The sequence below is a fragment of the Coleofasciculus sp. C1-SOL-03 genome (assembly GCF_040220555.1).
Taxonomy (GTDB): domain Bacteria; phylum Cyanobacteriota; class Cyanobacteriia; order Cyanobacteriales; family Coleofasciculaceae; genus Coleofasciculus.
Genome location: NZ_JAVJUO010000084.1, coordinates 64,978 through 82,304 on the forward strand (window position 1 = coordinate 64,978; position 17,327 = coordinate 82,304).

The window sequence follows — 17,327 nt, forward strand, 5'->3', positions numbered from 1 at the left end:
GGACAATAAAAGGGCAAAGATTACAAACTCTACTCGGCGGCGCATACAACTCGAAAACCCATAACGGGGACGTTCCTGTCATTTGAAGAATAATGGAAGCGACACGCGCAACGGCAGTTTACAGGAAAGTCAAACCAGGAACCGCCCCGCAATACCCGATGCTCATTATCATGATCATTATCATCCTTCCACACCCTGCCATCTGTTGGCGCACCTTCATAGTTTTCGTGCCAAGGGTCAGCACACCATTCCCATACATTCCCATGCATATCGTAGAGTCCAAAATCATTAGCCACCTTAAAGCTACCTACAGGAGTTGTTTCTTGACGATCAATCCCTTTGGGACTTTGACCATAGGAACCTGACCAACCCCTTCTTTTGTCATCCGTACCTCGGTAATTCGCCAAGTCGATTGTAATTGTTTCTCCAAAATGAAATGGGGTGGTTGTTCGAGCACGACAGGCATACTCCCACTCGGCTTCACTGGGTAGGCGATAGAGTCGTCCAGTTTTCTGAGAAAGGCGATCGCAAAATTCCATAGCATCATACCAAGACACATTCTCTACAGGGCGGTTTGCACTTTTAAACTCAGATGGATCAGGTTCAAGTTCACGATTAACTCGCGGTAGATCAGCTACGATTTGCCATTGTGCCTGGGTTATGGTGTATTTACCCATAAAAAAGGAATTAACTGTGACCGTATGCTGAGGAGATTCAGAGTTTTCCCGTCCAGTTTCGTCCTCTGGTGACCCCCTGACAAAGCTACCTTCGGGAATGGCTACCATCTCTATAGCAGCCCTAAATAGGTCGCAACAGATATAATAGTAATAATACACCCCTAGGGAAAAGACACAAAATGAATATTATAGATGAATTGGCTGATTTTATCAACCAGACAAAAGAGACCAAAGAAATTAAGAGAGCCTTGGCAGTAAAAATGATTTTGGAAGGAAAATCGTATCGTGAAGTCAAAGAACTATTAAAAGTTTCTCACAGTTTTATCAGCCAATGGAAAAATCAGGCACTTTTTCAGGGTGTAGAAAGTTTAAAGCTTCAATATAAAGGCAGACAAAGTTACTTAAAACTTGAAGAAAAAGACCAAACAGTTCAGTGGCTGAGAGAACAAGATTATCTAAGATTATCAGACTTACAGAATTATTTGCAGGAGCAATACAATGTAGTTTTTGAGTCCAATCAAAGTTATTATAGCTTATTTAAAGAGGCTCAAGTTAGTTGGAAAAAGACTCAAAAAAGGAATCCGGCTAAAAATGATGAATTAGTGAAAGCTAAAAAAAAAGAAATAGAGGATAAATTAGGAAAATGGAAACCGGACATAGAGGCTGAAAACCTGGCAGTGTTTATGGTTGATGAATGTCATCTACTGTGGGGCGATCTGTTAGGTTATGTCTGGGGAAGAACAGATAAAAGGATAGAAGTTCCTATAAAAAATGAAAAAGAAAGACAGACTTATTATGGAGCGTTGGATTATCAAACCAAAGAATTTATAGTCAAAGAGTACAAAAGCGGAAACACCGAAAATACCATCGATTTTATTGAGTATTTAAAAAAGCAACGACCGGGCAAGAAAATAGCGATATTTTGGGATGGTGCAACTTACCATGATTCTAAGCAGTTTCGAGAATACTTAAGAACAATTAATCAAGATTTATCAGAAGAAAATTGGTTAATAAATTGTACAAAATTTGCTCCGAACGCTCCGGAACAAAACCCCGTAGAAGATATTTGGTTACAAGTCAAAACGTTCATCAGAAAATTTTATCATCTTTGCAGCTCTTTTAAAATAGTTAAGTGGCTATTTAAGTTTTTTGCTGATGGTCAAATATTCGATTTTCCGAAAATTTTTCAGTATGGAATTTTGCCACAATCTATTTAGGATTGCTATAGTTGAATTCCTTTACCTAAATCCTCCGTAAAACTCCAAGCTTGTTGCTGAAAATGGTGAATCGTTAATCCCTTGCCTAACACAGCATTCAGATTAGTTTTACTAACTTTTTGATTCAACGCTTCTGTCAGTAATTTCCATAACTTAGCGCCTATAGATTTCACATACTCTGAGCTGTATAATCCTGAAACCGCTATTTCTTCGTAGGTTTTATTTTTTAATGCTCCTCTTAGGATACCTTTTTGAATATCGTTAAATGATCGTCCTGTCATAGCAAAAACGGCTTCCTCAGCAGTTTTAACAGCATTCTGTATCTGTATCTTTGCCACTTTAAAATCAAATGCTTGCAGATCAAGGGCGGTTTCTGTCTCAGCTTTAAGGAAGATAGTTACCTCTTCAAACGTAAAGGTTTGTAAGGGAGGAAACCCAGAAGCCTCATTATCTGAAACATCAGAAACAACCGGAGAACGCCGTTCCAACTGCTCCGCTAATGCCGCATACTCTCCTCCCAACCGCCGCAGCACCTGACGGGTAACCTGGGCAAAGGGCGCAATCTGCTGCTGCACCGTTTCATCCCACTTGGCATAAGGCGATAGGAACGCGGTAAAACTCTTAATCGAAACCCCGGCTTTACGGGCGATAAACTGAGAGACTTGTTCCAACACTTCATCGGTATCGGAAATAGGAATAGAATCCAGCAGCAATTCTCGCACGCCAGGTTGAAAGTCATAGTAAATCGGTTCGGATTGATGGGAAAAACTTAACCCCCCAGCCACCTGAAGAGGAATGTCACTGACTTTAGAATTTGTAGTAAGCGCTTTAGCGCTGCTGGCACTCAAGTGCCTACTACGAACCCAGCTTAAGTCAGTGCTATCCCCCTTAAGAGCAAGGGAAGGAGTCAATAACCCACTCATAAACACTTCAGCAACATGAATTTGCCCCGATTCTGGCAGCATGGTTTGCTGAATCAGACGCACCACAGGCAAGGTTACTGGAATCGCCGCCATCAACCCAGCCAAGCGTCGGGCGGTGGGAGACGCGGTTGCCCGAAAATGCTGGACTAATTCTGATGCTGAACGTGAGGAGATTGTCTGTTCCATCTCCTGTGCCATCGCCTCCATTAACGCCGAATCAAACAACACTCCCGGCATCCGCGTTCCCCCTGTACCCGCCACCAACTGCGCCCACTGCGCCAAGGGTTCAGGTTCCAGTGTTACTACAGGTAACGGTAATGCTGTGGCTAAATTCACCTCCAGCCAAGGGGGTATCTCTTCAATTACCAGTTGGGAATTGGGAACCCCTGGTGCAAACGCCCCCAGTTGCACGGAAATTCCTGCACCTAAACCACTGCGTTTCCAATAGGATTCAGGTAATAACTGAAGCACAGACACGGGATTCTGATTCGCCCACCGTCGCAACAGAGTCTGGATTTTGCCTAAACGCCACATATCAGATACACAGTCGCTAACCAGGAGAATTAACCGCCGCCCTGAGGGATCAATCAATTCCTTGGGGTTGCGGGGGCGTTGTTTGAGTGTGGCTGAACCCTGTCCCGGCAAGAGGTACAATGACTCATCAGCATTAGCATTTAAGCGCCAGGTGCGGACATCGCGAAACGCACCCTGGCGTTCCAGCAGCGTTTGCAATTCTGTAATCGTTTCTTGCCAAATCGGCAGGGAACTCGATTCCTCAATAACCAGCGCTAATTCTAACCAGCGTTCGGGTGCAGGTTCTAGCACAGGAATCCAGATATTTTTTTCGGCAATTTGTCGGGCTGTGGCTTCTTCATCCAGAATGGTTTCAGTACGGGATGGAACTTTCCGCATCAGGGGACGAATTGCCCGGGCGATGGCTAAAGGATTCCGCAAGGCGGGGGCGGCTGGCGTTTCAAAGGGAAGGAGTTGAGACGGTGGGGGAGAATCTAGCTGAGGGGATGGAGAAGAAGCAGATGGGGGAGAATCAGACTGGGGGATAGAAGCAGGTGGAGGAGAGGAATAGAGTTCTGCGTAGGGTTCGCTAGCCGTAGCTGTTGGCGGATTTAAATTTATTGGCGGCGTTTCCGGGGAGGAAGATGCGGATTCCGTTTCCCCCATTTGCAGCGCCAACCAAAAGATATCGGCAATCTCTTCCGCCGTAAGTTCTAAGCCAACCTGATTGAGGAGTGCGATCGCCTGTTGAATCATAGGCACATTGTACAGCAGATTTTCTCTACACTTCTTTCTTTCCTTCTACCTCATCTGACTTAAGCTACAATTCCTCTCAAGCCAACCAACAACCTAGTACAAAACTTCATCCCCTATTCTTTTATAGTATGGTTCAAACCATTCCAGCCAAAGATGTCACGCTAGAACAATTAGAAACCCACTTTCAGCTTCAGCGAGTTGACGATGAACAGTTTTTCCCGGAGTGGCAATCCGACTTACCCGAACTCACCGACTGGCAAAAACAACTTCTAGAACAAGTCCGCGCTGGCTATTTCAATTTACTCAAACAACCACCCCTGCTAGAAAAACCTATCAACTTGGCAGTTGTTTCCCCCTTATTATTTATCGGACAATTTTATTTAGCGCCTTTAAATTTAAGAGCCGAAAGCAGTGTCAAAATCTCCGCCCAAGATGAAGAACGAGGAATTCTCGTCAAAGGGAACCTCGACACCTTGGTTCTCAAAGATCAACTTTGGGTGATGGTAATTGAATCCAAACAAGCTCATTTCTCTGTCGAAGCTGGATTAGCCCAAATTCTTGCCTATATGCTAGGAACCCCCAATTCAGAGCAACCTAGCTTCGGTATGATTACGAATGGGGGAAGTTTTCTATTCCTTAAATTAGTCAAAGCCGCTACTCCTATGTATGCCATGTCTGATTTGTTTGGAATTGGCAATAGCCAAAATGGTTTGGGTGATGTCCTGAGAATCTTAAAAAAACTTATTCATCCATCAACCTCTGCCAATATGAGATAAATAAACTCAGAATCGTAGGGTGCGTTAGCGAAGCGTAACGCACCATTTATATTCCATGAATAACTCTATAGTCAAAGCCATTTACCGTGAGGTGGGCAAGAGCAATTAACGATACTATAAGCATTTCCAGATTTATCATTCTTGCCCACCCTACATACTCTTGCTCCCCTCTCTCTATTCCCTTTCAAAGGGGGGTTAGGGCTAGCTGAGAACAGGAATTATATCATGTCCGTCCAAACAGTCATTATTCCCTTGTACCTTGCAACCTTCCTCCTTCCCTTCTGCCCTCTGCCTTCTGCCTTCTGCCTTGTCTCAACAGATAGTGTAAGTATTCCACCGGACATGATATTAATCCTCTGTGCTACTCAAATACTTGAGCAATTGCTCAACTAACTTCGCTTTTTCTTGACCCGATGGTATCCGTTCGCGGGTTAATAAATAAATCGCATTGAGTAACTGATCCGTGGCTAAATCTCCCTGTTCTCGCTTCTTTAAAAAATGGGCAATCAAACCCTTTGCTTTATCCGCCACTTTTTCACCCAAATGCGCTTTAACAATTCGGGTAAGTTCATCCTGATTAGGTTCCCTCATATTCAGCCGCAGACAGCGCCGTAAAAACGGTGGTGGAAAATCTCGCTCTCCATTATTGGTTAAAATCACAAACGGAAAGGCTTGACAGCGGACTCGTCCTTTGCTAATAACTGTCGTAAAATCCTGCGCCGTTGCCTCCGTCTCATCGCTATAAGCGGTGCGGATTTCAACCTGTTCTAATCGCCCCGCAATCCGAACCAACTCTGGAATCTCAAACTCTCCTTCCTCAAAAATATGCAGTAAGTCATTGGGTAAATCAATGTCGCTTTTGTCAATTTCATCAATCAGTAATACCCTGGGTTTATCGGAGGGAAGCAAAGCGGTTCCCAATGGACCCAACCGAATATACTGACCAATCTCCTCTAAGTTATCTTCACCCTTACCCTGAGCATCTTGTAAGCGACCAATAGCATCATAGCGGTAAAGTCCATCTTTGAGATTGGTGCGCGTGGTAATAGACCACCTTAACACTTCGCCTAATTGTAATTCATAGGCGATCGCATAAGCCAATGATGTTTTTCCCGTTCCCGGTTTTCCAGTGACTAATAGAGGGCGTCGTAAATAAAGTGCCGCATTAACGAGTTCAATTTCCTCTGGACGCGCCTGAAACGTAGCCCCCCGTTGCTGCTTTTTGGCGGCGGTAGCACCATCAGCTAGTCCATCAAATTGACGCCAGCTTGGAGGGGGCGGAAGGCGATTTATTTGGTTATGAGGGATTCCTGTTCCCTGAAAGATTTGCCAATTTTTTGATTGCTCATTGTTCATGGTTCATTGTGACGGGTAAAAACATGATGACATTAATTTATCGATTACAATTGTAGGGGCGCACCGACGTGCGCCCTTTTGCCAACGTGCGCCCTTTTCCCTAATGTGCGCCCTTTTCCCAATGTGTACCCTACGCCCCGCCAAGGTTTTTAAGCTGAATGGTACTGATACAAAGTTGCGTTCTATCATGTCATTCTGAGCAAAGCGTGAAGCGAAGCTATAGCGAGGAACGAGCTTTAGAATCTGGACAGATGCTTCGCGTCATTCCGTTTCACTGCATTCTGCTCAGCATGACAGATTCTACTTTAGACTACAACTTGGTATGAATTAAGGTTGGTGGGCAATGCCCACCCTACGATATATCAAGAATTCCGGTGATCCAAAAATGCAAATTCTTAGTGCCATTGTTTTTAAGGTGTAGAATAGTGAATCGTGGGCGGGACGCGATCGGGATCTTCCCACATCAGAGAAAGATGAGATCCAATATGCAGTCCACGCAGATGGGGATGAGACGCAAAAGCCGCTTCTCGTTTTCCTTTAATCGTAGTTGGAAGTTCAGAAATACAACACTTTAATAACTGATTTAATTCTTGGGAACAATTTAAATGCGCTAAATTACACCGCACCCAGATCGCTAAAGGTATCGCTGTTCCTAAAATCACATTAAAAACACTTTCTTTTCCCATCGGTTGGGGAACCTTGGCTAGAGTACAGCCAAGAATATCCTCTTTTCTTAACTCAACATAGAGTTGATTCCAAGCACAATCTCCTGAAGCAACAAGTTTAGAGGAAGGGTAATGGTTAAGTCGCTTGAGTCGCTGCCATTTTTTCTGCCAATCTTTCTTTTTGAGACAATAATTTGGTGAAAGTCTTTCTTCAGAACGCACGACAACGCTACATTCCACGCCCAAGGGAATTAACAAATCCTCACTGATCTCAATTTCCCACCGATCAACATCATGATTCAGTAACTGACGAGGCAAGAAAAATTCAAGGGTTAAGTCACTCATCGCACATTTGTGACTACTTTGAATCAGAATTTCTTTGAGTAACTGGGGAATCTGAGTTAAGGGAACGGGTTCGGCTTCAGTATTGGCTAGAGAAATGGGTTCGTAGTCATAGTTGCTTTCTCCCTGATTCGATGGGCGAGGAATCGCTAACCAGGCTTTAATAAAATAACAATTCTTTTTTTGCTGGCTGGGCTGAATCCATACCATGAGATAAAATTGTTCTGGGTCGGTTTTGGCTTGAATTTGAGTGAGTAATGGAACAACATTATCAACGTTTTGCTTTAGCCAATCTTGCAACTGTTGACGCAAGCGCGGAGGAATTTGATCATCGGCAATTAAATGTGCTGCAAACTGATCAATTCGCTTGTATCCACTATCCCCAGAAGGCATATCAGCTAAATCTGCCAACAGTTGTTCTATCGTAGTTGGAATGACTGGACGAAAATCACTCCAACTGGAAGGGCGAGAGGCTAGGTAAGCTGCCTTGATCCGTTGGGTTGTTGGTGGATCAACGGAGGCTAAAATAGCCATGAGGTGCTGGGTGTGAGTCCCCGTATCGCCCTGTTTTAGCTGGTTGAGTTCCTGCTCAATGTGGTCAATTTGGTTCGCGATCGCATCAAGCTGTAGTTCCAGGTTATTCTGTTCTTGTGGATTACTTTCACGCCGTTTCTTGTTAGCAACCTGTTTGTAATCTGCCTCTAGCTTTTGCAGATCATCCTCAAGGCTTTCGATACGAAGTCGCTTGGCTTTACTCATCTTCATTCGTTAGTGTATCAAGCTCTTGCTCAAATTCCTCCATCTGGTTCGCGATTTCATCAAGCTGTAGTTCCAGGTTATTCAGTTCTTGCGGGTTACTTTCGCGTCGTTTCTTTTGGGCAACCTGTTTATAATCTGCCTCTAGCTTATTGAGATCAGCCTCAAGCTTTTCAATTTTCAGTTTTGTAGCTCTCGACAGTTTCTTGCTAGACTTGTGTGGCGTTGATTGGGGGACAAAATCCTCGGATTGACCAAGAAGCGACCAAGTTTGACTCAGTACCTTTGTGGGAATCATAAACGCCGCCTTCACCCCCTCTCGTTGTCGTTCCGCCGCCACCGCCATCCCGACAACTCCCGACAAGGTTTCATCCCACACGGGCGCACCACTAAACCCCGGTTCTACGCGATAACCGGGAACATTAACGGCTTCCATCTGTATCCAACCATTGCCTAATTCCCCGCGCAGTACCCCCGTCGCCCAAACGCCATCATTATGTCCACTGGGAAAGCCAAACACGCGCACTGGATGTTGCCAAACATCGTCGGCTGTCACTAATCGCACGGGTTGCACTCCAGGCGGACATTCACCTTCTATTTTCAATCCAGCAATATCTTCTCCAGCTACCGAAGGATTCACGGGTTGCCAAAACTCTACCCTTGCCTGAATTTTCTTTCCCGGTGCAATTAAAGGAAAATCTAGATCAATCAAACCCGTTGGCATATTGGGAGTAGTGGGGGGAATTGTCAGCGCTTGAGCCACCAAATGAGCGCAAGTTAGCACATAATTAGGAGAAACGAGAAACCCCGCTCCAACTACGACTCCATTCGCGTGGGATATACGAATAATCCCAGTTTTAAAGGCATTCAGGTAAGCTGAGTTATCTGCCATCGCGTTTCCTTGACTGAGACTGATTCCACTTCAATGTGATTTCATAGCTAACTTCGCCACCCACAGAGGTAAAGACAGCGCCTGCATCAGCGGTTAACTTTAGCCCAAACTTGACTTCCACTTCATCAGCAGGTGTGTTGAGATCGTTGAGTTTAGAAATGATCTTAGAGGCGACAGGCTTAATTGTATCCAGTGCCTGATCAAAGGAACGTTGGGCTTTCAGCGCTAATCGCCCCGAGGGTAACGCGACTCGTTCAACCGCCGTCGTTTCGGGTTCCTCTACCTCGACTAAGAAGGTGGTGTTGTCGTCTAGGAAAAATTCAACGAGTTGTTTCAATTGTGATCTGGAGAATGGTGTTGTACCTGATTTTATCAAATGGTCAAGTGAGGGCGGGTTTAGTTACATCTGGATGAAACAAGAAACGATAGTAGTGAAACCCGCCCCTACACAGGTCAGGGCGGGTTTAGTCGCATCTGGGTAAAACTAAAACGGTAGTGGTGAAACCCGCCCCTACACAAACACCAAATTGTACCAGTGGAGAAATCTTGATTACTATTAAGTCTGGGAAGTTAAACAAGGTAACGCCATGACAATAACCATCTCCCCAGATCAAATCGATCGGATTGTGAGTAATCGACACCATGATCCCTTTGAAATTCTTGGGTCTCATCCCGTTGAACGGGAGGGTAAAACAAGCTGGGTTGTGCGGGCTTACCTGCCGAAAGCCGACGCCGCTTGGGTGATTCGTCCCACGGAACGGGAAGAATACCCGATGCAAGCGGTTAGTCATCCTCATTTATTTGAATGTGAGATTGAGATACCCGAATTAGCTAACTATCAACTGCGGATTAAAGAAGGCGAACATGAACGGGTCATCTATGACCCCTACGCCTTTCGCTCACCGCGTTTGACGGATTTTGATATTCACCTATTTGCCGAAGGCAATCATCATCGCATTTATGAGAAATTGGGCGCTCACCCTACGGAATTTAATGGCGTCCAAGGGGTTCACTTTGCGGTATGGGCACCGAACGCCCGTAATGTCTCGGTTATTGGTGATTTTAATAACTGGGATGGACGCGAACATCAGATGCGCCAACTGGGAAACGGGATTTGGCAACTGTTTATCCCGGAAATTGGCATCGGAGAACACTATAAGTACGAAGTGAAAAACCACGTCGGACATATTTATCACAAATCCGACCCCTACGGCTTTGAACAGGAAATTAGACCCCAAACCGCGTCAATTGTCAATAGTCTCGACTACACTTGGCACGACGAAGACTGGCTAGAACGCCGTCGCCATACTGACCCCCAAGAACAACCCATTTCCGTGTATGAGGTTCACTTGGGTTCCTGGCTGCATGAGAGTGCCGAAATTCCGCCCGAATTACCCGATGGGGAAACTCGCCCTGTGGTGAAAGTTTCCCAGAAACCCGAGGGACGCTTCCTCACCTATCGGGAATTAGCCGAACGCCTGATTCCTTATGTCAAAGAACTGGGCTTCACCCACGTCGAACTCCTCCCGGTTGCCGAACATCCTTATGATGGGTCTTGGGGGTATCAGGTGGCGGGATACTACACCTGCACCTCCCGGTATGGAACGCCTCAAGATTTAATGTATTTCATCGACCAATGTCACCAAAATGATATTGGCGTGATTGTGGATTGGGTTCCGGGTCATTTTCCCAAAGACAGGCATGGATTAGCCTTCTTTGATGGCACGCATTTATACGAACACGCTGATCCCCGCAAAGGGGAACATAAGGAATGGGGTACCCTAGTCTTCAACTACTCCCGTAACGAAGTTCGCAACTTTTTGGTTGCCAATGCCCTATTCTGGTTTGACCGCTATCATATTGACGGGATTCGCGTGGATGCGGTGGCGTCCATGTTATACCTGGACTACGATCGCAAAGACGGGGAATGGGTACCGAATCAGTACGGGGGTAACGAAAACCTGGAAGCGGCAGACTTTTTGCGCTATCTGAATTATCAGATATTCGGCTATTATCCCGGCATCCTCTCCATTGCTGAAGAATCCACCGCTTGGCCCCTCGTCTCTCGTCCCACTTACCTGGGTGGCTTAGGCTTCAGCTTCAAGTGGAATATGGGCTGGATGCACGATATGTTGGATTATTTTGCTAAAGATCCCCTGTATCGTCCCTACCATCAAAATAACGTCACCTTCAGCATCATGTACGCCTTCAGCGAAAACTTCATGCTGGCGCTATCCCATGATGAAGTCGTCCACGGGAAAGGCAACCTGCTGAGTAAAATGCCGGGAGATGACTGGCAGAAATTTGCCAATCTCCGCTGTTTGTATGCCTACATGTACACCCATCCCGGAAAGAAAACCCTATTTATGGGCATGGAATTCGGACAACGCAGCGAGTGGAACGCTTGGGCAGACTTAGATTGGGGCGTGTTGCAACATGCACCCCACCAACAACTGAAGCGGTTTATGGCGGATTTGAATCACCTGTATAAAAATGAACCCGCCCTCTATACTCAAGACTTTTCTCATCAAGGCTTTGAATGGATTGACTGTAACGATGCTGACAATAGTGTCGTCTCATTTATTCGCAAAGCCAAAGACTCAGATGACTTTATCGTCACCGTTTGTAACTTTACTCCTCAACCCCATCCCGACTATTGGGTGGGTGTCCCCGAACCCGGTTTCTATGCTGAAATCTTGAACAGCGATGCTGAAAATTACGGCGGTAGCAACATGGGAAATATGGGCGGTCGCTGGACAGGGGAATGGTCTCATCCCCGCTGGTCTTATTATATTGATTTGTGCTTGCCACCCTTGGGCGTCTTGATTCTGAAATTAGATCGGAATAAGTAGTCGGAGAGAGTCATTAGTCATTTGTCATTTGTCCTTTGTAAAAGTTTAACTGGACAGTCAACGCACAGCCATGCAGCCTTACCCCAAAACCCTCTGCGCCCCTCTGCGCCAACCTCTGCGTCCCTCTGCGTTAAAAAAAATCCGTCATTAAGGGACAAAAACGAATCTTTTGTTGATCAATTACCAAGCAAACATGACAAAAACCGCAACCAAAAGACAACCCATCACCTTAATATCCGACCAAACCCAAAAACTCCTCGATTGGGCAGATAGCGTTCAACAATCCGACGACACCATATTCCACAAAGCCAAAACATTAGCCACCCGCCTCGGTGCCCATTATCGTGCCGATGGACTCACCGAAATAGGCTTCTGGACACCGGAATTAGGCGCAGATATGTTCCAACCGAAGAACATTTATCTGGAAGTTCTCACCCCCCTGAACAACATTGACCCCACCTTACCCAACCAAAAGGTCAAAGTTCATCGGGAACACCTGCAACTGGAAAAACAAGGCGAATATTTCTGGGGCGTCGTTTCCGGAATGCGTCCGGGAACCAAAGACCAGATAGGTTCCTTCTATTGGCTAAAATACTTAGATTTCCAGAATGAAATCCAAACCATTGGCGATGTTTTAGCCTATTCCTTACCCTATGGCGTCTACGCCCCCGCCGAACTCTATGACCTAAATCAGTTACAAGAAAAACGCAGCGACTTGGAGTATTTAGGTCAAGGGGACAAAGATGAATCCGGGATTATTCGCGTTCATCCACCCCGTAATATCTTACAGATTCATATCACCACCGCCGCTAAAGAAGGCACACTGGCAGGATTAACCCGAATCTATCAACGGATTGCCAAAAAAATTAACGCCAATGACGCTTTAACCCCAGCCGAACAATGCTACATCGGCTATGATGCGGTGCAACTTCTCCCCATTGAACCCACCGTAGAATATCGGATGGAACATGATTTGGGACAAGGGTTTTTTATCTTCAATGAAGATGACCTAGACGAAATTGACCCCGAAACCGAACAGGTAGATTACGGAACTGAGGACATTAAAATCACTCTGAAAAAATCGGATATCCAAAACTGGGGTTATGATATCGTTATTTTTGGGTCTTCAGCGACCAATCCCTCTGTCCTGGAAACCCTGCGCCCGGATGAATTAGTGGAGTTTATTAGTACACTTCATACTTTCCCCACGGGTCCAATCCAAGTCATCTTTGATATTGTGTATGGTCACGCAGATAACCAGGCGTTAGATGTCCTGAATGGGCGCTTCCTCAAAGGACCGAATATGTACGGTCAAGATGTGAACCATCAAAATCCCGTTGTCCGGGCAATTTTGTTGGAAATGCAGCGGCGGAAAAATAATTTTGGCGTGGATGGAATTCGCGTGGATGGTGCCCAGGATTTCAAGTTTTTTAACCCTATATCGGGGCGAGTTGAATATGACGATGCCTATCTCAGAGATATGGGCGAAGTAGTGCAAGACATTGGGTCACATCAGCGGCGACTCTTTGCTATTTTTGAGGATGGACGCCCGTGGCCCGCTGAAGGGTGGGAAGAGATTTCCACCTATCGGGATATTGTTGAATTTATGCCCGATGCGTTTCAGTGGGGTCCGTTAATCTTTGCCCATAATACCCCCGGTTTGCAGAAGTTTTGGGACAAGAAATGGCGTCGCGTCTGTGATGTAATGCAGGTTGGCGAAAACTGGATTACCGGCTGTGGAAACCATGACACGTTACGCCGAGGCACTCAGGTAGAACCCGGATTACCGATTAATTGGAATTTGGGAAAAAGCTTACCGGAAGTGTTGAATACAGCGTATAATAATCCGGCTGTGACGTTATGGGTGTATGGGTTTAGTCCCGGTTTACCGATGGACTTTATTAACTGCACCATGGAAGCCGCCTGGGGCTTTTTCCGCAATACCGATGATCGCTATGGGGTGAAAGTGGCGGCGGAAGAAGCCGGATTTTTAGATTGGCAGGTGGAGAAGTATGTGTATAACGATCAAGAGACGATTTTCCCCCGGCTGAAGCAGATGGGATTCCGCAAGATTGATGAATTACGTCAGTTTATGCGCGGACTTTATGATGCCATTGAAGAAACGAATTATGATTTAGAAGAAGTGGCGCGTTTATGTCAGCGTTATTTGGGGGCGGAGTCGGAGAAAGAAGAGGTTAAACAGGAAGCAACCCAGCGGAAATCAGCGGCACAATTACAGAAGCTAAATGTACCAGAAAAATCCCAGGTGTTGACGGAGTTGGATGTCGGAAAACTGAAGGTATTTGCTAGGGCGTTTATGGAAGATATGCACCAAGCTTGTAATGTATGGAATTATGAGGAGTATTTGGTGCCAGAATTAGCGGCGTTTAATTTAACCTTGCGTCGTTTCCGTCATGATCATCCTTGGTTGCGGCATAATTTATCGGGATTGGATCGGTTTAATCGAATTAGTGAGGAAAACTATACCCTATTCTATGGCTTACGCACACAACCCACAGAAGAAGGGGCGAGTGACAAGCCGTATCAGATGGCGATGGTGTCTCACATGGGCGGTGAACCAGTTACGGTGACGCTGGGAGACTGGCTGCAACTGGATTTAGAGGAATGGCAGATTGCGATCGCCTCTCCAGGATTGGAGGTGAGTGATTTGCGATCGTTTGAGTTACGAGATACCCAAGCGTTACTGTTAGAACGAGTGGGTTAAGGGAAATTTTCGTTCGTTCGTAGTAGACACGAAGCGTGCCAAAAGCGCTAAAGCGCTTACTACAAACTGGAGGAATGGCAGATTGCGATCGCCTCTCCAGGATTGGAGGTGAGTGATTTGCGATCGTTTTAGTGTCAGAAGTCAAGGGCGACCCGATAAAATTATATGGATACCGTTGTTCATTGGTGCAAGCGGGTCGCCCCTACCGAAGAACTAACTCTGATTTGCAATACCATAAACATAAACATGAATGAACAACGCCGCGACGCCTATCTAACTCTAATTAATGCTCTATTAGCTTGTCCAAGTGGCGAGGAAGGGAAGATTTTGCAGGATAACGCCGAGTTGGTGGATGCGGGGTTGTTGGAAACCATGGTACGGGTAGTCCTAGTTTTAACAGAACGAGGCGATGAACAGGGGGCGCAGTTTTTAACCGAGATAGCGAGTCAGCTAGGAACAATGTTGGGATTAACATCCTCACGCCCCAATCCCGACGTTCAACTCGATTTTCTCAAGCAAGTTTTAAAGACTATTTTGGAGACTCAGGCGAATGCCCAGGTTATTGATGCCTTACTCCAGAAAAACTTGCATCTGTTGGATGAAAATTTTGCTCAGGTATTGTATGACTGGGGACAGTTAATGCGGGCTGAGTTAAAGGCAGAACAAGCGCAAAATCTAGCGTTAGTTATTGGTGAATTCAGTAACTTGATTGAGCCGTTTTCTGGGGGAAATGAAGCGAATAATTTGGAAATTGCGATAGCAGGGTATCAAGTGGCGCTGACACTTTTAACCCGTGATCAGAATCCAGAAACCTGGGCAACTCTGCACCATAATCTAGGTACTGCCTACCGGAACCGCATCCGGGGCGAGAGGGCAGAGAATATCGAACGTGCGATCGCATCCTATCAAGCTGCCCTAGAAATCTCCACCCGTGAGGCATTTCCTACCGATTGGGCGAGTACGCAAAATAATCTGGGTCTTGCCTATAGTAGCCGAATTCGGGGAGAATTGGCGGAGAATATTGAATGGGCGATCGCATCCTTTGAAGCTGCCCTACAAGTCTATAGCCGTGATGGTTTCCCCCGCCAATGGGCAAGAACTCACTACAATCTAGGCAATGCCTTAGTTAATCGAATACAGGAAGAGAAGGCAGAGAATATAGAACAGGCGATCGCTTGTTTTGAAGCTGCCCTACAAGTCTATACCCGTGACGCCTTTCCCACCAATTGGGCAGATACGCAAAACAATCTGGGTACAGCGTATTTATACCGAATCCAGGGAGAAACAGCAGAGAATATAGAACGGGCGATCGCCTGCTTTCAAGCCGCCCTGGAAATCTGTACCCGGCAGGAATATCCTAGCGATTGGGCAGATACGCAAAACAATCTGGGTACAGCTTATGGCGATCGAATCCGGGGAGACGAAGCCGAGAATCTAGAAAAGGCGATCGCATCCTATCACGCCGCCCTAGAGGTTTACAGCCGTGACACCTTTCCCCAGCAATGGGCAATGACACACAATAATCTGGCGACTGCTTACAGTCACCGGATCAAGGGAGAGGTAGCCGAGAATCTAGAAAAGGCGATCGCATCTTATGAAGCTGCCCTACAAGTCTACACCCGTGAGGATTTTCCCAACTATTGGGCGAGTACCCAGACAAATCTAGCGGCTGTTTGTTTGAAGCGCATTTGGGGAGAGAAGGCGGAGAATATAGAACGTGCCATTGCTATCTATCAAGAGGTTCTAGAGGTTTATACCTTTGAGGCGTTTCCCCTAAATTGGGCAGAGACTCACCATCATTTGGGGAATGCCTACAGCCAGCGAATTTGTGGCGAAAAGGAACAAAATCGAACAAAAGCTATAGCCTGTTATAAAACTGCCCTAGATGCTTACAATCCCGATGATTTTCCTGATCAATGGGCAGATCTACAAATCAATCTGGCGGCTATTGAGAGGGAAAGGATGGAAGGATAAACAGTTGTTTATCTGTTCGTCTTATGTTCGTAGTCAGGGAACCTTAGCCCTAAAAAATTGTGGGCGAGTTTTCAACACTTTATAAGTAGTGGGCTGGCAAGCTTAAAGTTGTGGGTAAAAATTTTCTGGATCGCTACTCTCATAAGGGTTCCTTGAAAATACTTGACCACCGTTTTAAGCTTGCCAAGCTAGTAGGGTGGGCATTGCCCACCTTACTCAACTAAGTTATTAGATAACATTGCCGTTTAGCACCTGTTGAGCCGTTAACACCAGGTTGGGGAACCGATCACAGTGAATGCGATCGCTCTCTCTATAGTCTGTCGGATCGTACCATCCTTCGACTAAGGTGAGGCGGGTGACTTTAGCTTCTAGGGGGTCAACGATCCAGTATTCAGGAATCTCCAGAACACTGTATTCTGAGCGTTTAGCGCGATAGTCGGTGCGTTTGGTCGATTCGCTGACGACTTCAACCACAAGCAGGGGTGGGGGTTCGTTTAATTCGATAATCGCTTCCCGATGTTGTAACTCACGCCACTGTTCTAGGGGAATTACTACCACATCCGGGATGCGAACGGTATCCCAACGCCCTGAACGAGGGGAACGGATACCCACGATTCCAGCTAGGGCGATCCACGGCTGTCCCATTTCAGAGGCTTGAGTATCAAAGGTATGTTCTAAGAATTTCAGGATTGCACCATGTTTGCCAGTACCCAGGCTCATCGGGACTAATTCTCCGTTAACCAGTTCGTAGCGAGTATCGCTGCCATCATCATAGTGCAGATAGTCATCGAGAGTCAGGCGGTTGGTGGTCGTCGTCATGGCAGGTTGGGAGCTTGCGGAATAGTTCTAGTGTATTGGGTTATTGTCTAAATCTTCACGACCGATGAGTTGAACCTAAACCTC

General features: G+C 46.0%; 12 protein-coding genes. 5 read left to right on the forward strand and 7 right to left on the reverse strand.

Annotated features, from left to right (window positions below; genetic code table 11):
* Positions 1-29: 29 nt before the first annotated feature.
* Entirely contained in the window at positions 30-785 is a 756-nt protein-coding gene (locus RIE73_RS14995; RefSeq protein ID WP_446401934.1) for a formylglycine-generating enzyme family protein, read from the reverse strand.
* A 71-nt stretch (positions 786-856) separates the two neighbouring features.
* Here RIE73_RS14995 and RIE73_RS15000 point away from each other — a divergent pair, with 71 nt between their 5' ends.
* Positions 857-1,894, forward strand: a complete 1,038-nt coding sequence (locus tag RIE73_RS15000; protein ID WP_446401935.1) for an IS630 family transposase — start codon at positions 857-859, stop codon at positions 1,892-1,894.
* A 5-nt stretch (positions 1,895-1,899) separates the two neighbouring features.
* On the opposite strand, the gene RIE73_RS15005 is transcribed toward RIE73_RS15000, so the two are convergent.
* Positions 1,900-4,086, reverse strand: coding sequence for an SAV_2336 N-terminal domain-related protein (locus RIE73_RS15005; RefSeq protein WP_446401965.1), 2,187 nt, complete (start codon positions 4,084-4,086; stop codon positions 1,900-1,902).
* A gap of 128 nt (positions 4,087-4,214) precedes the next feature.
* On the opposite strand from RIE73_RS15005, the gene RIE73_RS15010 reads away from it, so the two are divergent.
* Positions 4,215-4,862 carry a restriction endonuclease subunit R gene (locus RIE73_RS15010; protein WP_446401936.1) on the forward strand — a complete coding sequence of 216 codons (648 nt, stop codon included), beginning with the start codon at positions 4,215-4,217 and terminating at the stop codon, positions 4,860-4,862.
* A 348-nt stretch (positions 4,863-5,210) separates the two neighbouring features.
* Here RIE73_RS15010 and RIE73_RS15015 read toward each other — a convergent pair whose 3' ends face one another.
* The 4 genes from RIE73_RS15015 to RIE73_RS15030 all read right to left on the reverse strand — a co-directional run bounded on the left by RIE73_RS15015 (position 5,211) and on the right by RIE73_RS15030 (position 9,210).
* A complete protein-coding gene (locus tag RIE73_RS15015; protein ID WP_446401937.1) occupies positions 5,211-6,218 on the reverse strand; it encodes an AAA family ATPase in 1,008 nt (335 codons plus the stop codon).
* 410 nt (positions 6,219-6,628) lie between these two features.
* Positions 6,629-7,984 (reverse strand): VMAP-C domain-containing protein, encoded by a 1,356-nt coding sequence (locus tag RIE73_RS15020; RefSeq protein WP_446401938.1) that lies wholly within the window; start codon positions 7,982-7,984, stop codon positions 6,629-6,631.
* Positions 7,977-8,873, reverse strand: a complete 897-nt coding sequence (locus tag RIE73_RS15025; RefSeq protein ID WP_446401939.1) for a trypsin-like peptidase domain-containing protein — start codon at positions 8,871-8,873, stop codon at positions 7,977-7,979. Before RIE73_RS15025 ends, RIE73_RS15020 begins: the two co-directional genes overlap by 8 nt.
* Complete coding sequence (locus RIE73_RS15030; RefSeq protein WP_446401940.1) at positions 8,863-9,210, reverse strand: CU044_2847 family protein; 348 nt, start codon at positions 9,208-9,210, stop codon at positions 8,863-8,865. Before RIE73_RS15030 ends, RIE73_RS15025 begins: the two co-directional genes overlap by 11 nt.
* A gap of 250 nt (positions 9,211-9,460) precedes the next feature.
* On the opposite strand from RIE73_RS15030, the gene glgB reads away from it, so the two are divergent.
* The 3 genes from glgB to RIE73_RS15045 all read left to right on the forward strand — a co-directional run bounded on the left by glgB (position 9,461) and on the right by RIE73_RS15045 (position 16,424).
* Positions 9,461-11,725 (forward strand): 1,4-alpha-glucan branching protein GlgB, encoded by a 2,265-nt coding sequence (gene glgB, locus RIE73_RS15035; protein WP_446401941.1) that lies wholly within the window; start codon positions 9,461-9,463, stop codon positions 11,723-11,725.
* Between the two features lie 193 nt (positions 11,726-11,918).
* Positions 11,919-14,450, forward strand: coding sequence for a glucosylglycerol hydrolase (gghA, locus tag RIE73_RS15040; protein ID WP_446401942.1), 2,532 nt, complete (start codon positions 11,919-11,921; stop codon positions 14,448-14,450).
* 246 nt (positions 14,451-14,696) lie between these two features.
* Entirely contained in the window at positions 14,697-16,424 is a 1,728-nt protein-coding gene (locus RIE73_RS15045) for a tetratricopeptide repeat protein (protein WP_446401943.1), read from the forward strand.
* A gap of 228 nt (positions 16,425-16,652) precedes the next feature.
* Here RIE73_RS15045 and RIE73_RS15050 read toward each other — a convergent pair whose 3' ends face one another.
* A complete protein-coding gene (locus RIE73_RS15050; RefSeq protein ID WP_446401944.1) occupies positions 16,653-17,243 on the reverse strand; it encodes a Uma2 family endonuclease in 591 nt (196 codons plus the stop codon).
* Positions 17,244-17,327 lie beyond the last annotated feature (84 nt).